This is a genomic window from Streptosporangium sp. NPDC049376 (assembly GCF_044466505.1).
Taxonomy (GTDB): domain Bacteria; phylum Actinomycetota; class Actinomycetes; order Streptosporangiales; family Streptosporangiaceae; genus Streptosporangium.
Map to the genome: position 1 here is coordinate 593,927 of NZ_JBITMT010000001.1, position 18,648 is coordinate 612,574.

18 protein-coding genes are annotated in these 18,648 nt (G+C 71.6%); 13 read left to right on the forward strand and 5 right to left on the reverse strand.

What is annotated here, in order from left to right; translation table 11 throughout:
• Positions 1-22: 22 nt before the first annotated feature.
• Positions 23-1,789 carry a N,N-dimethylformamidase beta subunit family domain-containing protein gene (locus ACIBVQ_RS02715; RefSeq protein WP_399175178.1) on the forward strand — a complete coding sequence of 589 codons (1,767 nt, stop codon included), beginning with the start codon at positions 23-25 and terminating at the stop codon, positions 1,787-1,789.
• On the opposite strand, the gene glpK is transcribed toward ACIBVQ_RS02715, so the two are convergent.
• The gene (glpK, locus tag ACIBVQ_RS02720; protein ID WP_399175180.1) at positions 1,755-3,245 is read right to left on the reverse strand and encodes a glycerol kinase GlpK; all 1,491 of its coding nucleotides are present in this window, start codon (positions 3,243-3,245) and stop codon (positions 1,755-1,757) included. The genes ACIBVQ_RS02715 and glpK overlap by 35 nt on opposite strands.
• A gap of 148 nt (positions 3,246-3,393) precedes the next feature.
• On the opposite strand from glpK, the gene ACIBVQ_RS02725 reads away from it, so the two are divergent.
• Positions 3,394-4,419, forward strand: coding sequence for a 6-phosphofructokinase (locus tag ACIBVQ_RS02725; protein WP_352008912.1), 1,026 nt, complete (start codon positions 3,394-3,396; stop codon positions 4,417-4,419).
• Positions 4,420-4,608: 189 nt separating this feature from the next.
• Here ACIBVQ_RS02725 and ACIBVQ_RS02730 read toward each other — a convergent pair whose 3' ends face one another.
• Entirely contained in the window at positions 4,609-5,523 is a 915-nt protein-coding gene (locus ACIBVQ_RS02730; protein ID WP_399175183.1) for an MHYT domain-containing protein, read from the reverse strand.
• 120 nt (positions 5,524-5,643) lie between these two features.
• On the opposite strand from ACIBVQ_RS02730, the gene macS reads away from it, so the two are divergent.
• From macS to thiI, 3 genes are all read left to right on the forward strand, one after another.
• Positions 5,644-6,780 (forward strand): MacS family sensor histidine kinase, encoded by a 1,137-nt coding sequence (macS, locus tag ACIBVQ_RS02735; RefSeq protein WP_399175185.1) that lies wholly within the window; start codon positions 5,644-5,646, stop codon positions 6,778-6,780.
• Positions 6,780-7,418 (forward strand): response regulator, encoded by a 639-nt coding sequence (locus ACIBVQ_RS02740; protein ID WP_399175821.1) that lies wholly within the window; start codon positions 6,780-6,782, stop codon positions 7,416-7,418. Before macS ends, ACIBVQ_RS02740 begins: the two co-directional genes overlap by 1 nt.
• Positions 7,419-7,543: 125 nt before the next feature.
• Positions 7,544-8,746, forward strand: coding sequence for a tRNA uracil 4-sulfurtransferase ThiI (thiI, locus tag ACIBVQ_RS02745; RefSeq protein ID WP_352008915.1), 1,203 nt, complete (start codon positions 7,544-7,546; stop codon positions 8,744-8,746).
• 4 nt (positions 8,747-8,750) lie between these two features.
• Here thiI and ACIBVQ_RS02750 read toward each other — a convergent pair whose 3' ends face one another.
• Together ACIBVQ_RS02750 and aroF are read right to left on the reverse strand one after the other, a co-directional pair.
• A complete protein-coding gene (locus ACIBVQ_RS02750) occupies positions 8,751-9,035 on the reverse strand; it encodes a YiaA/YiaB family inner membrane protein (RefSeq protein ID WP_184714681.1) in 285 nt (94 codons plus the stop codon).
• 117 nt (positions 9,036-9,152) lie between these two features.
• The gene (aroF, locus tag ACIBVQ_RS02755; protein WP_399175187.1) at positions 9,153-10,190 is read right to left on the reverse strand and encodes a 3-deoxy-7-phosphoheptulonate synthase; all 1,038 of its coding nucleotides are present in this window, start codon (positions 10,188-10,190) and stop codon (positions 9,153-9,155) included.
• A gap of 343 nt (positions 10,191-10,533) precedes the next feature.
• Here aroF and ACIBVQ_RS02760 point away from each other — a divergent pair, with 343 nt between their 5' ends.
• From ACIBVQ_RS02760 to ACIBVQ_RS02790, 7 genes are all read left to right on the forward strand, one after another.
• Entirely contained in the window at positions 10,534-11,154 is a 621-nt protein-coding gene (locus ACIBVQ_RS02760) for a sulfite oxidase-like oxidoreductase (protein ID WP_399175189.1), read from the forward strand.
• A 48-nt stretch (positions 11,155-11,202) separates the two neighbouring features.
• On the forward strand, positions 11,203-12,387 hold the full coding sequence (locus ACIBVQ_RS02765; RefSeq protein WP_362910436.1) for a histidine kinase: 1,185 nt from the start codon (positions 11,203-11,205) through the stop codon (positions 12,385-12,387).
• Between the two features lie 76 nt (positions 12,388-12,463).
• Entirely contained in the window at positions 12,464-13,222 is a 759-nt protein-coding gene (locus ACIBVQ_RS02770) for a LytTR family DNA-binding domain-containing protein (protein WP_352008919.1), read from the forward strand.
• Between the two features lie 84 nt (positions 13,223-13,306).
• Entirely contained in the window at positions 13,307-13,711 is a 405-nt protein-coding gene (locus ACIBVQ_RS02775; protein WP_386189996.1) for a ClpX C4-type zinc finger protein, read from the forward strand.
• A gap of 104 nt (positions 13,712-13,815) precedes the next feature.
• Positions 13,816-14,013, forward strand: coding sequence for a hypothetical protein (locus tag ACIBVQ_RS02780; RefSeq protein WP_352008920.1), 198 nt, complete (start codon positions 13,816-13,818; stop codon positions 14,011-14,013).
• Entirely contained in the window at positions 14,013-14,360 is a 348-nt protein-coding gene (locus ACIBVQ_RS02785; protein ID WP_399175192.1) for an ArsR/SmtB family transcription factor, read from the forward strand. The genes ACIBVQ_RS02780 and ACIBVQ_RS02785 overlap by 1 nt, the downstream gene beginning before the upstream one ends.
• 56 nt (positions 14,361-14,416) lie before the next feature.
• Positions 14,417-16,048 (forward strand): SulP family inorganic anion transporter, encoded by a 1,632-nt coding sequence (locus tag ACIBVQ_RS02790; protein ID WP_399175823.1) that lies wholly within the window; start codon positions 14,417-14,419, stop codon positions 16,046-16,048.
• A 401-nt stretch (positions 16,049-16,449) separates the two neighbouring features.
• Here the strand turns inward: ACIBVQ_RS02790 and ACIBVQ_RS02795 are convergent, their stop codons facing one another.
• Positions 16,450-17,307: a deoxyribonuclease IV gene (locus ACIBVQ_RS02795; RefSeq protein WP_399175194.1), complete on the reverse strand. Its 858-nt coding sequence runs from the start codon at positions 17,305-17,307 to the stop codon at positions 16,450-16,452.
• A gap of 142 nt (positions 17,308-17,449) precedes the next feature.
• On the opposite strand from ACIBVQ_RS02795, the gene ACIBVQ_RS02800 reads away from it, so the two are divergent.
• A complete protein-coding gene (locus ACIBVQ_RS02800; protein WP_399175196.1) occupies positions 17,450-18,640 on the forward strand; it encodes a glycerate kinase in 1,191 nt (396 codons plus the stop codon).
• The last annotated feature ends 8 nt before the right edge of the window (positions 18,641-18,648 follow it).

The following is an 18,648-nucleotide window of genomic DNA, read 5'->3' on the forward strand; positions in this document are numbered from 1 at the left end:
TCCCGTGATCATGCTGGATGTCATGTTCCGAGCGTTCACTCATCTGACGGTCACACTGGCTGTGATCACCACGGTCGCGGCGGTCGCCGGGTGCGCCCCGGCGACCGGCACCGCGGCCGGCACTGTGTCCGGCACCGCGGCTGTGGCCCCTGATCTCCCCGGCGCCCCGGCCGGTGGCGGGGCGCTGTCCGTGAAGGGCTCACCCGCGGCGGCCGGGGCGGCCCTGGAGGGCACGGCGCCCACGGCGACGGCTACGGAGCCGAACCCGACCGTGGCCGAGAACGCCAAGCCGGGCGACCCGCTCTGGCAGGCCACCCCCAGGGGCGGCGAGCATGAGATCGAGGGCTACGCCGACAAGGTGAGCGTGCTGCCCGGCCAGACCTTCCGGCTGCGCGTGTCCACCACGGCCGCCCACTACACCGCGACCGCCTTCAGGATGGGCTGGTACGGCGGCGCCGGGGCCAGGAGGGTCTGGCGGTCGGACAAGCTGCCGGGGACGGTCCAGGAGCCCGCCAGGACGATCCCCGGGACCCGCACGGTCACCGCGGCCCACTGGAGGCCCGGCCCGGTCGTCGACACCGCGGACTGGCCGGAGGGCTCCTACCTGATCCGCCTTGAGGCCTCGACCGGCGGCAGGCGGTTCGTCCCGATCACGGTGCGGTCGGCCTCGACCGAGGGACGCCTGGTCGTCGTCAACGGCGTCACCACCTGGCAGGCCTACAACCTCTGGGGCGGGCGCAGCCTCTACCAGGGGCCGGGCGGCTTCGAGGACAGGTCGACGGCCGTCAGCTTCGACCGTCCCTACGACACCTCGGGCGCCAGGCTGTTCCTCGACATGGAGCGCCCCGCGATCGAGGTGGCCGAGCACAGCGGAGCCCCGCTGGCCTACATCACCAGCCTCGAACTGGAGGACGACCCGCACATCCTCGACGGGGCCAGGGGACTGGTCTCCCTCGGGCACGACGAGTACTGGTCGGCCGGCATGCGCCGTACGGTCGAGGACGCGCGGGACCAGGGCGTCAACCTCGCCTTCCTCGGCGCGAACGCCGTCTACTGGCGCATCCGCTTCGCCTCGACGCCGCTCGGCCCCAACCGCCTGGTCATCTGCCACAAGGACGGCAGGGTCGACCCGACCACCGACCGCTGGCGGGTGACCGAGCCGGAGAGCTCACTGACCGGCCCGATGTACACCTGCTTCCCGGCGGAGGCGACCTACGTGGTCCACACCCCCGACAGCTGGGTCTTCGAGGGGACCGGCGTACGGCGCGGCACCTCCTTCCCCGGCCTGGCGGGGGTGGAGACCGACGAGGTGCTGCCCACGATGCCGCTGCCGCGCCCGATGGAGGTCCTGTCCGTCTCCCCGGTCGACTGCAGCGGCAGGCCGACGACGGCGCACAGCGCCTACTACACCGCGCCGAGCGGCGCGGGCGTGTTCAGCACGGGCACGATGCGCTGGGTCTGCGCGATGCGCGGCTCCGCCTGCGGCCACGGCGTCACCGACCGGGCCGGGGCCTTCGTCCGCGCCGCGACGACGAACGTGCTGCGGGCCTTCGCCGAGGGCCCGGCGGCCCTCAGGCACCCGGCCAGGGACAACCTCGCCGCGCTCGGCCTGAACCCGGTACGGAGGGCCGGGGACCACGTCCGGGACCGCGCCCGCGACGCCGCGAAGAACCGCGTGCCGATGAGCCGCTGGAAGCGCCACCGGGCCGGGCACCGCCCCGCCGCGCGCGGCGCCCGGCACGACCGGCACCGGTTCACGCCCAGGAACGGGCACGGCCGACGGCCTTGAGCCAGCGGGCGTAGGCCGCCTCGGCGGCCTCGTGAGCCTTCTCGTCCCGCCCGGCGGGCTCGAAGCGCCGGTCCAGGGTCCACGTCTCGCGCAGTTCCTCCGCGCAGGACCAGACACCGGTGCCGAGCCCGGCCAGGAAGGCCGCCCCGAGCGCGGTGGTCTCCTGGACCGCGGGCCGTTCGACCGGCACACCGAGCTGGGCGGCCTGCGTCTCCATGAGCAGGTCGTTGCCGCTGGCCCCGCCGTCGGCCTTCAACGAGGGCATCAGCAGGCCCGCTGAGCCCGTCATGACCTCGACGACGTCGCGCACCTCGAACGCGATCGCCTCAAGCGTCGCCCTGGCCAGGTGGGCGGCGGTCGTGCCCCGGGTGAGGCCGAGGATCGCGCCCCGGGCGTCCGGGTCCCAGTACGGCGCGCCGAGCCCGGTCAGCGCGGGCACGAAGACCACGCCGCCGCTGTCGGGGACCGTACGGGCCAGCGCCTCCGACTCCGGCGCGTGGCCGATCAGCCCGAGCCCGTCGCGGAGCCACTGCACGGCGGCCCCGGTGACGAAGATCGAACCCTCCAGGGCGTAGGTGATCTCACCGGAGGGCGACTGCCACGCCACGGTCGTCAGCAGCCCCCCGCCCGGCCGTACCGGCTTGGAGCCGGTGTTGATCAGCACGAACGACCCCGTGCCGTAGGTGCACTTGACGTCGCCGGGGGAGAAGCACGCCTGACCGAACAGCGCCGCCTGCTGGTCGCCCGCCATGCCGCCGATCGGCAGGCGGAGACCGAGGAAGGCGTCCGGGTCGGTCACACCGATCACCCCGTGGTTGGGGACGATCTCCGGCAGGGCCTCGCGCGGCACCCCGAAGAACCCGCACAGCTCCGCCGACCACTCACCGGCCTCCAGGTCGTACAGCAGCGTGCGGGAGGCGTTGGAGGCGTCGGTCACGTGCCGGGCGCCGCCGGTCAGCCGCGCGACCAGATAGGAGTCGACGGTGCCGACGACGGCCTCGCCGGACAGCACCCGCGCCCAGGAGCGGGGGTCGTTCTCGGCGATCCAGGTGAGCTTGGTCGCGGTGAAGTACGGGTCGAGCCGAAGCCCGGTCAGCGCGCTGACGCGGGGCTCGTGCCCGGCCTGGCGCAGCCGCGCGCAGATCCCCGCGCTACGGCGGTCCTGCCAGACGATCGCCGGGCGCGGCGCGGCGAGGGTGTCCGAATCCCACACCACCGCGGTCTCGCGCTGGTTGGTGATCCCCACACATGTCGGCCTCGTGCCCGTCCTCTCCAACGCCATACCACAGGCCGCCAGGGTCGCCCGCCAGATTTCCCCGGGATCGTGTTCGACCCATCCCGGTTCTGGGAAGTACTGAGGGAACTCCTGGTAGCCGCGGGAGTCGACCCGGCCGTCCTCGGTCACGACCAGCGCGGTGACCCCGGTCGTCCCGGCGTCGATGGCGAGAACCGACATATGAGGGACTCCTTCGATTTGGTCTAGACCATTGGCGTGTCGGCAGGCAGAATGCGTTGCGTCGGCGTCCGAAAATCCCTCGACCGCCGGCCGCGTCACCCCATTTAAGTCTGGCCGTCTTGCCTCGGAACCACCACCGGAGGATGCCATGCGTATTGGAGTGCTTACCGGGGGCGGCGACTGCCCCGGCCTCAACGCCGTTATCCGCGCCGCAGTGCGCAAGGGCGTGAGTGTCTACGGTCACGAGTTCGTCGGTTTCCGTGACGGGTGGCGAGGGCCGCTCGAAGGCGAGACCATGCCGTTGGACGTCCAGGCGGTCCGTGGCATCCTGCCACGCGGCGGGACGATCCTCGGCTCGTCGCGGACCAACCCGATCAAGATCGACGGCGGTGTCGAGCGAATCAAGGACAACCTCGCCGCCACCGGGGTCGACGCGCTCATCGCCATCGGCGGCGAGGACACCCTCGGCGTCGCCAAGCAGCTCTTCGACAAGGACGTCAACGTCGTCGGAGTGCCCAAGACCATCGACAACGACCTCAACGCGACCGACTACACCTTCGGCTTCGACACCGCGGTCAACATCGCGACCGAGGCGATCGACCGGCTGCACACCACCGCCGAGTCCCATCACCGTGCCCTGATCTGCGAGGTCATGGGCCGTCACGCGGGCTGGATCGCCCTGCACGCGGGCATGGCGGGCGGGGCGAACGTCATCCTCATCCCGGAGAAGCCCTTCGACATCGACCGGGTCTGCGCCTATGTGGAGTCACGCTTCAAGACCCGTTACGCGCCGATCATCGTGGTCGCGGAGGGCGCGCACCCGATCGAGGGGCAGATGACCCTGCAGGCGAACGAACTCGACTCCTTCGGGCACGTCCGCCTCGGCGGCATCGGCGAGATGCTCGCCAAGGAGATCGAGAAGCGCACCGGCAAGGAGGCCAGGACCACGGTCCTCGGGCACATCCAGCGAGGCGGCACACCCACGGCCTTCGACCGGGTGCTGGCCACCCGGTTCGGGCTGCACGCCATCGACGCGGTGCACGAGGGGCGCTTCGGGACCATGGTCGCGCTACGCGGCACGGACGTGGTCACCGTCGGCCTCGACGAGGCGACCAGAGAGCTGAAGACCGTGCCGGTCAGCCGTTACGAGGAGGCCGAGGTCTTCTTCGGCTGACGGGCCGGGAAACCGGCGGGATCGACGGGCGGCGCACCGGTGACGGGGCGCCGCCCACGCCTTGTATCGGCCTGCAAACGTTCTGCAACCCCCCGGGCATACCGTCGGGCCGCGGATGCGCGACGATCCGCTACCTCTCCATGTACGGCTTGCGCCTCAGCAGCGGCCCGTCCGGGCGCAAGCCGTACATCACCTGTCCTGGGCGTCGAACAGGGAGGGACGTCGCTGCTCGGCGGGGGCGTTCTGCCCGGCGTTCCGCACGGTGTTCTGCCCGGTGTTCTGCGCGGCGGGGGCGCTCGCCGCGGCCGCGGTCGCGGCGTGACGCGCGGTGGTGCGGCGGTTCTCCAGCTGGGCCAGCAGTTCGGCGTCCGTACGCATCTCCTGCTCGGAGGGCGCCAGGATGACGGCGAGCAGCAGGCCCAGCGTCAGCAGGCTGACCGCTCCCAGGACCGGCAGCATGAAGTCGATGCCGCGCGCGCCGTCGACGGGCGTCAGGGAGATGCGGGGGCGCACCTCCATCGCGAACATCCCGACGTAGTGCATGCCGCACACCGCGACACCCATGATGAGGGCCGCGCCCGCGGTGGCGAGCGTCCCGTCCGTCTTGACGCTGAACCAGAGCGCCACGGTCGAGGCGACCATGGCGATGACGACCGACAGGGCGATCAGCGTCACGTCGTAGTAGACGGTCGCCGACATGTTCATCGCGGACACGCCGAGATAGTGCATCCCGGCCACGCCGACTCCGGTGACCATGCCGCTGACCACCAGCCGGGACGCGCTGTAGTTCTTCGAGGAGACCAGGAAGAGCCCGCCGCCGACGATGACGACCGCCAGGAGCATGGAGGCGCTCGTCAGGAGCACGTCGTAGCGGATGGGGTTGCCGCCGACCGTGAAGCCCATCATGGCGACGAAGTGCATGACCCAGATGCCGGTGCCCCCGATGGAGAGGGCTCCTCCGACCAGCCAGCGCGCCCGCGCGGGCCCGGTCGCGGCCCGTGCCTTGGCGGTGAGCGCCAGGCCCAGCATGCACCCGATGGTCGAGACGATATAGGCCGCGATGGGGGTGACCAGGCCATATGAGAAGTGGTCTACGTGGGACATGTTCCAATTTCTGAGTCAGTGGGTGATTTGTTGGATTATGACAGTTGTTGGTCGTTGTGCGTAAAAGAGGGGGTTTCGCGGAAGAGAAGGGAGGGTTGCGGGTGGCGATAAGGTCCAGGAGTGACGGGGATCGAAGGTCCGTTCTGGCGGGTCATCGCGGTCTTTCGCGTCGCCTCCCTGGTCTACGCGGTCCTGTTGCTGCTGCGCGCGGGCGGATACGCCCACCCGGTGACCGGCTGGCTGGTGATCTGCGTCATGGCGCTGTGGAGCGCGGTGGCGACCTTCGCCTACTCCTCACCCGAGCTGCGCGGCCGTACGCTGCTGGTCGCCGACATGGTCGTGACGCTCGGCTGCCTGCTGGCCACCCCGCTGGTCCAGGGCGCCTACCGGACGGGCAGCCTGCCGGTGACCGGCACCTGGATGGGCGGCGCCGTACTGGCCTGGGGCGTGTACGGCGGGCGCCGCGCCGGGGCGGTCGCGGCCCTGGTCGTCTCAGTGGCCGACCTGTGGCTGCACGACCTGCGCGGATCCGGTGTCGGCTTCGAGAACCTGCCGATCAACGGCAGCGTGCTGCTCTTCCTCGCCGGGGTCCTGGTCGGGCACGTCGCCCAGCTCGCCAGGAGGGCCGAGGCGCGCCTGCAGCGGGCCATCGAGATCGAGGCCGCGGGGCGCGAGCGGGACAGGATCGCCAGGGACATCCACGACTCGGTGCTGCAGGTGCTGGCGCTGGTCCAGCGCAGGGGCCAGGAGATCGGAGGGGAGGCCGCCGAGCTGGGCAGGCTCGCGGGCGAGCAGGAGGCCGCGCTGCGCGAGCTCGTCAGGCTCCGCCCTGAGCCGCCCCGCGACGGCGTCGCCGACCTGCGCGTCCTGCTCCAGGCGTACGGCTCGGCCTCGGTGACCGTCTCGGTCCCCGCGACCCCCATGTCCCTGCCCGAGACCGTCGCGAGGGAGCTGGCCGCGGCGGTCGGCGCCGCCCTGGACAACGTGGCGGGGCACTGCGGCCCGCACGCCCCCGCCTGGGTCTTCGCCGAGAGCGACGACGGCCTGATCACCGTCACGGTCAGGGACGAGGGGCCGGGCATCCCCGCCGGACGCCTTGAGGAGGCCGCCGCGGCCGGGCGGCTCGGCGTCGCCCAGTCCATCAGGGGCCGCGTCACCGATTTGGGCGGCACGGTCACGATCATGTCGTCCCCCGGCGAGGGGACGGAGATCGAGATGTCCGTCCCCGTCCGGTCTAGGCTTGGCGGATGCGCGTGATGGTGGTTGACGACCACCCGATGTGGCGGGACGGCGTGGCCAGGGACCTCACCGAGGCGGGATACGTGGTCGTGGCGACGGTCGGCGAGGGCGCCCAGGCGCTCAGGGCCGCGGCCGCGGTCAGGCCCGAACTGGTCGTCCTCGACCTGCGGCTGCCGGACCTGTCCGGGGTTGAGGTGGCCAGGCGGCTGGCGGCGCACGACCCCCAGCCCCGCATCCTGGTGCTGTCGGCCAGCGGCGAGCAGGAGGACGTGCTTGAGGCGGTCAAGGCGGGAGCCTCCGGATACCTGCTCAAGTCGGCGAGCAGGCAGGAGTTCCTCGACGCGGTCAGCCGTACCGCGCAGGGCGACGCGGTCTTCACCCCGGGCCTGGCCGGGCTCGTGCTGGGGGAGTACCGCAGGCTGGCCGCCCAGCCGGTTCCCGCGGACGGCCCCCGGCTGACCGAGCGGGAGACGCAGGTGCTCCGCCTGGTCGCCAAGGGACTGTCCTACCGGCAGATCGCCGAGCGTCTGGTCCTGTCGCACAGGACCGTGCAGAACCACGTCCAGAACACCCTGAACAAGCTCCAGCTGCACAACCGGGCCCAGCTGATCCGTTACGCCATCGAGAGGGGGCTCGACGGTCCCGGGGGCGACTAAAGTGAGTTGTCTTTATCAGGTAACGCGCGACACTTGGCGTTGTGGCGCGGTCCTGAGGGCTCCCGCCGCGTGACGGCGGTGCCGTGCGCCCCTTTTCCCCTCGAAGTTCCACCGGAGGTTACGCCATGACGATGTCGGCCTTGGGCGAGCCCTGCGTTCTGCTCAAACTGGGCGAGGTCGTCCTCAAGGGAAACAACCGCGAGCTCTTCGAACGCACCCTGCAGTCCAACATCAAGGCCTCCGTCAAGGACCTGGACTTCAAGGTCGATCTGCGGCAGCGCCACGGAGTCATCGCGCTCTTCCTGCCGGAGGGCTCGGGGGTCGAACGGGCCGACGCGGTCGCCGAGCGCGTCGGGAACGTGCCCGGCCTGGTCTGGATCCACCGCGCGTGGCGGGTCGCCAAGGACCCCTCTGCGGTCACCAAGGCGGCGATCGAACTGCTCGCCGACCGGGAGGACGTCCGGCGGGGCGTCTCCTTCGCGGTCCGCTCACGCCGTCGCGACAAGCGCTTCCCGCTGACCTCGATGCAGCTCGACCGGACCGTGGGCGGCGAGCTCAACGACATCTACGGCCTGCCGGTCGACCTGAAGAACCCGCAGCTCGTGGTCTCCATCGAGGTCGACCGTGACGAGGTCTTCGTCTTCACCGGCGGGCAGCCGGGCCAGGGCGGGCTGCCGGTCGGCACCAGCGGCAGGGGCCTGGTGCTGATGTCAGGCGGCATCGACTCCCCGGTCGCGGCCTACCGGATGATGCGCCGGGGCCTGCGGGTGGACTTCCTGCACTTCTCCGGCATCCCGTTCACCACCTCGGAGTCGATCTACAAGGCGTACGCCCTGGCCAGGGCGCTGGACAAGTTCCAGGGCAGGTCCCGCCTGTGGGTCGTCCCCTTCGGCAAGGCCCAGCAGTCCATCAAGGCCTCGGGCCAGGAGCGGCTGGCGGTCATCTCCCAGCGGCGCCTGATGCTCAAGACCGCGGAGGAGGTCGCCCGCCGCCTCAGGGCCGGGGCGCTGGTCACCGGCGACTCGCTGGGACAGGTCTCCTCCCAGACGCTGCAGAACATCACCGCCCAGGACGACGCGGTCGACATGCCGATCCTGCGCCCGCTCATCGGCCTCGACAAGACGGAGATCATGGCGGAGGCCCGCCGCATCGGCACCCTGCAGATCTCCGAGCTGCCCGACGAGGACTGCTGCACGCTCCTGGCGCCCCGCAGGGCGGAGACCGCCGCCAAGATCGCCGATCTGAAGCAGATCGAGCGGCGCCTGGACGCCGAGGAGCTCGCCGTGCAGCTGGCCGGTTCCCTGCAGGAGTACAAGCTGCAGGTGTGAGGCCTCAGACAGGCTTGAAGGGGTCGTGCTCCGTCAGGAGCTTCTCCAGCCGCGCCCGGTCGACGCGGCTGGTGACGTCGGTCAGTTCCTGACGGTCGCGCACGCACTTGGCCAGGGTGAAGGCCGAGGTGACGACGTACAGGACGCCGATGCCGAGGAAGGCGCGAACCCAGGCCTCGACCGGGAGGTAGGCGACTCCGATGGCGACCGCCGAGACGGAGACGCAGAAGGACAGGACCGACTGGATGTAGAAGGCGCCGGTGTGCCGTGGCTGGATCGTCTTGGTCATGCCCCAACGATCCCCGGCAGCCGGCCGTGACGCCTGGGTGTTCCTACTTAATTACCGGTGAGTACGATGCTACTGGCGAGTACGGCCCACGGGCCGGGCCGTACTCGCCGGTGGTCGTCAGGCGGTGGCGAGGGCGTCGCCGGTCGCCGCCTTGCCGAGCAGCGGGGGCAGGGTGCGCATCACCTCGGAGAGCTCCTCAAGATCACTCTGGACCAGTGCCTGCGGGCCGTCGCACAGGGCCAGCTCGGGCTGCGGGTGCACATCGATGATCACTCCGTCCGCCCCGACGGCGATGGCCGCCCGGGTCAGCGGGAGCACAAGGTCACGCCGTCCGCCCGAGTGGGACGGGTCGATGATGACCGGCAGGTGGGAAAGCCGCTGGGCCACCGGAACCGCGGAGACGTCAAGGGTGTTGCGGGTGGCCGTCTCGAAGGTGCGGATGCCGCGCTCGCACAGCACGATGTCGAGGTTGCCGCGCTGGGCGATGTACTCGGCCGCCATCAGCCACTCCTCGATGGTGGCGTTCATGCCGCGCTTGAGCATGACCGGCTTGCCGATCCCGCCGACCGCCTGCAGCAGTGCGAAGTTCTGCGCGTTGCGGGTGCCGATCTGCAACATGTCCGCGTAGGAGGCGACAAGTTCGACGTCGTGGGCGTCCACGACCTCGGTCACGATGGGCAGCCCGGTCTGCTCGCGCACGTCGGCGAGGATGCGCAGGCCCGCCTCGCCCAGCCCCTGGAAGGCGTAGGGGGAGGTGCGGGGCTTGTAGGCGCCACCGCGCAGCAGGGTCGCACCCGCGGCCTTGGCCATGAGCGCCGCGTCGAGCGTCTGCTGCGGCGTCTCGACCGCGCACGGGCCGGCGATCAGGGTGACCAGGCCCGGCCCGATCGGCACGCCGCCGACCCTGACCGTGGAGCGCTCGGGGTGGTTGTCCCGGCTGACGAGCTTGTAGGGGGCCGTCACCCTCATCACCTCGGCGACTCCGCGCATGCCCTTCAGGTTGAGCGCGCCGAACTGCTCCACGTCGCCCACGAGGCCGATGATCGTACGGCTGACGCCACGGCTGACGAAGGCGTCGCCGCCCGCGGTGCCGATGATCTCCACGATCGCCTCGATGTCGCCCTGTGTGGCGTCGGGGCCCATGACGATGACCATGTCTCTCCTTCGCTGATCCGGTGGAAGTTCCGGGAAAACGAAAGGCCCCGAGTCCGTTGTCCGGACCCGGGGCCTTCACGTTCGCCTGGCTGTCTAGCGCAGCATCTGGAGGCGAACGGTCCGACCCACGGGTCCGTCGCCATACCAAAACCAGAACGCAGTACGCATCGCGGGCAATAGTAGCGCACTGCCGGGAGGCGACGGCGAGGGGCCGGAGAACCATGGCGGGCCCGTGAACGCCGGGTGACACCGGCGACGCGTTAGCGGGTGGCCGCCGCGAGGGCGGTGGACGCACGATGGCAGGATTGCCCCGAGTGATCGGGGCGCGACGGCGAGGGGAGTGATGGTGGAGCAGTCCGAACCTCCGGGGGAGGATGCGCGCCTGCCTCCCGGCCAGTACGTTCCCCGGGGCTATCCGGTGATCCACTACGGGAGGGTGCCCACCTTCCGGCCCGCCTCCTGGCGGCTGCAGGTGATGGGGGCCACGGCCTCCGGGGAGCCGCACGGTTTCACCTGGCCCGAGTTCTCCGAGCTGCCCCGCACCACCGTCGTCGCGGACTTCCACTGCGTCACCAAGTTCTCGGTCATGGGGAACGAGTGGCGCGGCGTCTCGGCCGCCACGCTGATGGAGCTGGTCCCTCCGGCCCCCGAGGTCAGGCACGTCATGATCTGGGCCGAGTACGGCTACAGCGCCAACGTGCGGATGAGCGACTTCGCCCGCGACCACACGCTGTTCGCCCTCGAACTCGGCGACAAGCCGATCACCCCGGAACGCGGCTTCCCCGTCCGCGCCCTGGTTCCCCACCTCTACGCCTGGAAGAGCGTCAAGTGGGTGCGCGCCATCGAGTACCTCGTGGAGGACAGGCGCGGCTTCTGGGAGGAGCGCGGTTACCACAACGTCGCCGATCCGTGGCGGGAGCAGCGCTACTCCTATCAGGAGGAACCGGGTGAAGGGCCGCCGTGATCGGCGTTCTTGCCTGATTGACAGGCGGGTTTGACTACGGTTTCCCGCATGTCGACCAGTGTCTGGGCGCTGCTCTGCGCCGTCAGGACTCTCCTGGGATTCGTTGTGCCGGGCCGTACCCCCGTCTTCCCCCGGCGCGCGGGCGGCTCACCGGACGAGGCCACCTTCGCGACCCTGCACGTCGCCGCGCTGGCGGCCCCCTCCCTGCGTGCGGGCCTGACGCGCGACTCGGCCCGCAAGACGATCAGGCACCTGCGCGCCCTGCTGGGCGCGGGCGCCATCGCGGTGACGGACGTGGACGGCGTGCTCGCCTGGGACGGCGAGGTGGACTGCCAGCGTGAGCACGCCCCGGGCCACGCCCGTGCGGTCCTGGCCTCGGGCAGGCCGCGTGTGGTGACCGGGCACGCCCTGTCCTGCGGCGTCCCCGGATGCGCGATCAGAGGGGCGGTCGTCGTCCCGCTCACCGTGGACAGACGGGTCGTCGGAGCGCTGGCCGCCTACGACTCGGCCGTCGGCCCCTCACTGGTCAGGACCGTCACCGAGGTCGCCCGCTGGGTGTCGTGCCAGCTCGAACTGGCCGAGCTGGACTCCTCACGGCGGCGTGCGATGGAGGCGGAGACCCGGGCCCTGCGGGCGCAGATCTCCCCGCACTTCATCTACAACTCGCTGACCACCATCGCCTCGTTCGTCCGCACGGACCCGGAGCGGGCCCGCGAGCTGCTGATGGACTTCGCCGACTTCACGAGATACGCCCTGCGCCGTGAGCGTGACTTCACCACCCTCGCCGACGAGCTGCACTGCGTCGACCGCTACCTGCTGCTGGAGCGCGCCAGGTTCGGGGAACGGCTCCGTTTCACCGTCAGGGTGGCCCCGGAGGTGCTCTCGGTCCCGGTGCCGTTCCTGTGCCTGCAGCCGCTCGTCGAGAACGCCATCAAGCACGGCATGGGCGAGACCGGGGGGTGTGGTGAGGTGCGGGTGCTGGCCTCGGACGCGGGCTCAGAGGCGCACGTCAGCGTTGAGGACGACGGACTCGGCATGGACCCGGAACGGGCCAGGCTGCTGCTGGGCGACGACTCGCGGAACGAACGGGGTGAGGGCGGGATAGGCCTGGCCAACGTGGACGTGCGGCTGCGCCACATCTACGGCGAGGACTACGGGCTCGTCGTGGAGACCGCGCCCGGCGCGGGCACCAAGGTGCGGCTGCGCCTTCCCAAGCTCTCCTGCCGGGCATAGCTAATTGTAGTCATCTCGTTACGCTAAGTTTCCTCTTCCCTTGCGGGAAGGCGGCCGTAGCGGGCAGCGTGGGGCCATGTTGAGAGTCCTGGCTGTCGACGACGAGGTCCCCGCGCTGGAGGAACTGGCCTACCTCCTGCGTCAGGACCCCCGCATCGAGCACGTCTTCACCGCCTCGGGAGGGGTGAACGCGCTGCAGGACATGGTCCAGATGATCGGGGCGGGCGAACGGCTCGACGGAGTCTTCCTCGACATCAGGATGCCCGGCCTCGACGGCCTCGACATGGCCCGTCTCATCGGCGGTTTCCCCAACCCGCCCCGGCTGGTGTTCGTCACGGCGCACGAGGACTGCGCCGTCCAGGCCTTCGAGCTTGAGGCGGTCGACTACCTCCTCAAGCCCGTCAGGCCCGACCGGCTGGCGGAGGCCGTACGGCGTCTCGAATGCGCCGCGCAGGCGTCGGAAGGACCGGAGATCGACGACGTCATCCCGGTCGAGCTCGGCGGCAGGACCAGGTTCGTCCCCCAGCAGGCGGTCAGGTTCGCCAAGGCGAAGGGCGACTACGTGCGGCTGCACACCGTCGACGGCGACTACCTGGTGCGCATGTCGCTGGCCGCGCTCGAACGCCGCTGGGCCTCCTCCGGTTTCATACGTGTGCATCGCAGCACGCTGGTCTCCGCGCGGCACGTGAGCGAACTGCACTTCGACGGCGGCCGGGTGACACTGCGGGTGGGCGCGGAGACGCTGCCCGTCAGCCGCCGCCACACCCGCCGGGTCAGGGAGCGGCTCGTCCGTCAGCTCCAGGACCGTCCGGCCTCCCAGGGGACGCTCGGTTGATGTTTGTCAGGTGCTGCCTGACGGTATAGGCTCGCGACGATGCTTGTCAGGGTGGGCCTGACAGCCATACGCGTGGAGGGCCGTATGCCCGTGACGTCTTTCGCCGAGCAGGAGATCCACTGCTCCTTCTGCGCCAAGCCGAAGACCGAGGTGGAGAAGGTGATCGCCGGTCCCGGCGTCTACATCTGCAACGAGTGCGTCGACCTCTGCGTCGCGATCCTCGCCGAGACCCGGACGTCCACGGCCGAGCAGGGCGAGCCGGAGAAGCCGGAGGAGGAGGTCCCCGGCATCCCCTGGCCCGAGGGCATGACCGAGGAGGAGATCCTCGCCCACCTGCCCCGCGTTGCGGCGGCGAGCGCCAGGGTCGAGGGCGACCTGCGGGCCTGGATCGAACGGCTGCGCGGGCGCGGGGTCACCTGGGCCAGGATCGGTGCCGCCCTGGGCATGACGCGTCAGTCGGCCTGGGAGCGCTTCTCCGGCGAGGAGTGACCCCTCGCGGGCCGGGGTGGTCCGGCCACGAGGTATCGTAATTGCGAAAATTCGCAATTACGTAGGTGTGTCCCCCCGGGTCGCGCCGCGATCGAAGGGATGACGTGAGTACGGCTTTCGCCGCGGCGATCAGAGAACGGGCGCGCCAGGCCTGGCAGGCCCTGCAGCAGGCCCGTGAGGACGACGACGTGCACGCCGGCCTGGCGGCCAAGAACGAGTGGGAGGACGTCCGGCGTCTGGCCCGCGAACACGGAGTGAGCCTCGACCTCGGCCCCCAGGCCGAGGAGGAGGCGGACTCGTGATGTCGATACCGCTGTACGAGGCCAAGGCGGAACTGTTCCGGCTGCTGGGGCACCCGGTGCGCATCCGGGTGCTGGAACTGCTGCAGGACGGCCCCAGGCCGGTACGGCAACTGCTGGCCGAGATCGAGGTCGAGCCGACCGGCCTGTCCCAGCACCTGGCGGTGCTGCGCCGTTCCGGGCTGGTCACCGCGCAGCGCGAGGGCAGCACCGTGGTCTACGCGCTGGCCGGTGGGCGCGTCGCGGGCCTGCTGCGGGCGGCGCGCGAACTCCTGACGGAGAAGCTGGCCGGGCAGAACGAACTGCTCGACGAACTGCTGCGGGACAGGGCGGGGAGCGGCACGTCGTGAACACGGTGGTTTCGCCGGGTGGCCGCCTGCGCGCGCTGCTGCCCGGCAGGGCGGACATGGCCGCGATGGCCCGCCGCCCGGGCAGGGACCTGCTGGCCGGGCTGACGGTGGCGATCGTGGCGCTGCCGCTGGCCCTCGGATTCGGCATCTCCTCGGGACTCGGCGCGGCGGCCGGGCTGGCCACCGCGGTGATCGCGGGCACGGTCGCCGCGTTCTTCGGCGGATCCGGCCTGCAGGTGTCCGGCCCGACCGGGGCGATGACGGTGGTGCTGGTGCCGATCGTGCACGAGCACGGCGCCTCGGGAGTACTGACCGTCGGCGTGATGGCCGGGCTGCTGTTGATCGCGCTGGCGCTGGCCCGTGCCGGACGGTACATGGCGCTGGTGCCCGCCCCGGTGGTCGAGGGCTTCACCCTCGGCATCGCCTGCGTGATCGGGCTCCAGCAGATCCCGGCGGCGCTCGGCGTCCCGACGCCCGAGGGGGAGAAGGTCACGGTCGTGGCCTGGCGGGCCGTGCTCGACTTCGCCGCCGACCCCGGGGGATGGGCCCCGGCGATCGCGGCCGGGGTGGTCGCGACGATGCTCGTGGGCGCCAGATGGCGGCCGACCGTCCCCTTCTCCCTGCTGGTCGTGGCGGGCGCGACCGTCGTGGTCGAGCTGACCGGGATCGAGGCGAGCCGGATCGGCGAACTGCCCGCCGGGCTTCCCGCCCCCTCACTGTCCTTCCTCGACCCCGCGGCCCTGGGGTCGCTCCTGGCCCCGGCCGTCGCGGTGGCCGCGCTGGCCGGGCTTGAGTCGCTGCTGTCGGCCGCGGTCGCCGACGGAATGAGCGTCAACCACCGGCACGACCCCGACCGGGAGCTGTTCGGGCAGGGACTGGCCAACGTGTTCGCGCCGATGTTCGGCGGCGTCCCGGCGACCGGCGCGATCGCCCGTACCGCCGTCAACGTCCGCTCGGGCGCCCGTTCGCGGCTGGCCGCGCTGGCGCACGCCGTGATCCTGGGCCTGATCGTGTTCACCGCCGCCGGGCTGGTCGCCAGGATCCCGCTGGCCGCGCTGGCCGGGGTGCTGCTGGCCACCGCGATCCGGATGGTCGAGGTCGGCTCGGTCGTCGCCATGCTGCGCTCGACCCGCGGCGACGCCGTGGTGCTGGCGCTGACCGCCGTCGCCACCCTGGCGCTCGACCTGGTCCAGGCGGTCATCCTCGGCCTGATCGTGGCCGGGGCACTGGCGCTGCGGGCCGTCGCCCGCGACGTCCGCCTTGAGGCCATGCCGCTGCGGCCCGACCTGCCCGGTGACCACACCGACGAGGAACACGCCCTGCTGGCCGAGCACATCGTCGCCTACCGCCTGGACGGGCCGCTGTTCTTCGCCGCGGCCCACCGTTTCCTGCTGCAGCTGTCGGAGGTCGCCGACGTCTCGGTGGTCATCCTGCGCATGTCCAGGGTCACCACCGTGGACGCCAGCGGCGCCCTGGTCCTGGCCGACGCCATCGGGCGGCTGCGACGGCGCGGCATCACCGTCTACGTCTCGGGCATCCGGGACGGCCACCACCAGCCGCTGAACGCCCTGGGTGTCATCGCGGACCTCGACGAGGCCGGACACGTCTTCGCCACCACCCCGCAGGCCATCGCCGCGGCCCGCGACCACCTCCATCGCACCGGGGTGCTGGCCGCAGGACCGGCCTGACCGGCCGGGGGAGGTGTCCCAAGGAGGGGCTACCGCTCGTCGTCCGGGCGCTGCCGCTCGTCGCCTCGGAACGCTCCGTACATCGACGACTACGCACCGTTAATCGCGCTGGTCAAAAAATGGTGAGTCGTCCTCGGAGCACCCCCTCTAGTGTTCCGTACGTCGGAGAGCCAAACCCGCGGCACCGGAGAGGGGGAGAGAGCCGAAAGGCTCGAGAACACCTGGTGCGCGGAAACCCGAGGTGACCTCCAAGCGCGGTCACCCATTGCCGGGCCCCCAACCGGGGGGAAGGGGGCCCGGCGGCCTCCGGTGTGACGGGACGCCCGCGCCGACCCGCGGGGGCGGGTCCGAGCGATCCGGTCACGCGCGGGGGCGGCCGGATTGCGGGCGGCGGCGTCCCGTCACACCCGGGGACCCGAGGGCACCGGTGCCCGGCGGAGACCCTTGAGCGTCTCGATGTCCTGGCGGGCGGCGGAACCGGGGGTCTCGACGCAGACCGGAACCCCCGCCACCACCGGATGACACAGCAGGTGACCGAAGGGCCGCACGCCGATGTGGCCCGTGCCGATGTTCGCGTGCCGGTCCTTCTTGGAACCGCACACGTCCATGGAGTCGTTGGCGTGGACCAGCCCCAGCCGTCCGGGGGCGAACCCGTGCAGGGCGTCGAGGGTCTCGGCGACCCCGGCGGCGGTGGACAGGTCGTGCCCGGCCGCGAAGGCATGACAGGTGTCCAGGCAGACACGGGCCCTCGGATGCCAGTCGAGGGCCGCGAGATAGGGCTCCAGATCCTGGACGGTCGCGCAGAGCATCGCGCCCTGTCCCGCCATCGGCTCGAGCAACAGGTCCGGACCGTCGTCCGGGATCTCGTCGAGCAGCGGGAGCAGACGCTCACGCAGCCTGCGCAGGGCCTTCTCGCGGGGGTCGGTCACCGCGGACCCGGTGTGGACGACCACCCCCCGGGCGCCGATCGCGTGGGCCCGCCGGAGGCAGTGCCGTACGGTGTCCGCCGACCGGTCCAGAGTCTGCTGGTTGGGGGAACCCATGTTGACGAGGTAGGGCGCGTGCACGAAACACGGCATGCCGGACTCACGCAACAGGGCGTCCTCGGCGGGGTCGCCCTCGGCGAGCGCCCAGCCGCGCGGATTGGTGACGAACACCTGGATCACCTCGGCGCCGATCTCCGAGGCCGCCCGCAGGCCGCCCGTGGCCAGGCCACCGGCGACGGAGACGTGTCCGCCGATGAGGGACACGGAACTCATGGTGGAGCCAGTCTAGGGGCGTCCCGTCCGGGGACTCGCACCCGTCACCCATGTCCCGGCGGCGTGGTGTGATGATGGGCGTCCAGCACGCGGAACGCGGCGCACGCCGTCGTCCGCCCGTTTTTCGCCGCAGGGAGCAGGGTTGTCTCAGTCGCCGGGCCACGTCGTCGTCGCCCCGGACAAGTTCAAGGGGTCGCTGAGCGCGGCCGAGGTCGCCGCGCACGTGGCGAGGGGGCTCGGCCCCGGCGTCACCGTGGTCACGCTGCCGGTCGCGGACGGCGGCGACGGCACCGTCGAGGCCGTCGTCGCGGCCGGGTTCACCCGGGTGGAGATCCAGGTCGCGGGCCCCACGGGAGAGCCGGTGCGCGCCGCCTACGCCTGGCGGGAGGCCGCCCAGGGCGAGCCAGGGCCGACCGCGGTCGTCGAGCTGGCCGAGGCGTCCGGACTGCGCGTACTGCCCCAGCGGGGAGACGGCCCCGGCTTCGCCCCCCTCACCGCGACCACCCGCGGCACCGGCGAACTGGTCGCCGACGCCCTGCGGCGCGGAGCCCGCCGGATCGTGCTCGGCCTCGGCGGCAGCGCCTCGACCGACGGCGGGACGGGCATGATGCGGGCCCTCGGCGTCCGCTTCCTGGACGCGGAGGGAGCGGAACTGCCCGAAGGCGGCGCGGCCCTGCGCGAACTGGACAGGATCGACACCTCGGGGACCGTTCCCCTGGAGGGCGTCGAGTTCGTCGTCGCCTGTGACGTGGACAACCCCCTGCTCGGCCCGTACGGCGCCGCCGCCGTCTACGGCCCGCAGAAGGGCGCCGGTCCCGAGGAGGTGGAGCTGCTGGAACGGGCCCTGGCCAGGCTCGCCGCCGTCGCCACGCACACCCACGGCCTGGCCGGTGCCGTCGAGCACGACGGCGTCGTCCGCTCCATGGGCGTGGCGGGCATGCCGGGCGCGGGCGCGGCGGGTGGAACGGGCTTCGCGGCCCTGGCCTTTCTGCGTGCCGCCTTCAGGCCCGGCATCGAGTATCTGCTCGACCTGCTCGGCTTCGACCGGCGGCTCGACGGCGCCCGCCTCGTCATCACCGGCGAGGGCGCGCTGGACGAGCAGACCCTGCGCGGCAAGGCGCCCGCCGGGGTCGCCTCCGCGGCGGCGAAGGCGGGGGTGCCGGTCGTCGCGGTGTGCGGCCGGTGCGACCTCGGAGAGGAGGAGCTGAACGCCGCGGGCATCACGGCGGCCTATCCGCTCACCGCCGTCGAACCCGACCCGGCCGTGTGCCTGGCCGAGGCGGGTCCCCTGCTCGAACGGCTCGCGGAGACCGTCGCGCGCGAACGGCTCTGACCCCGCCC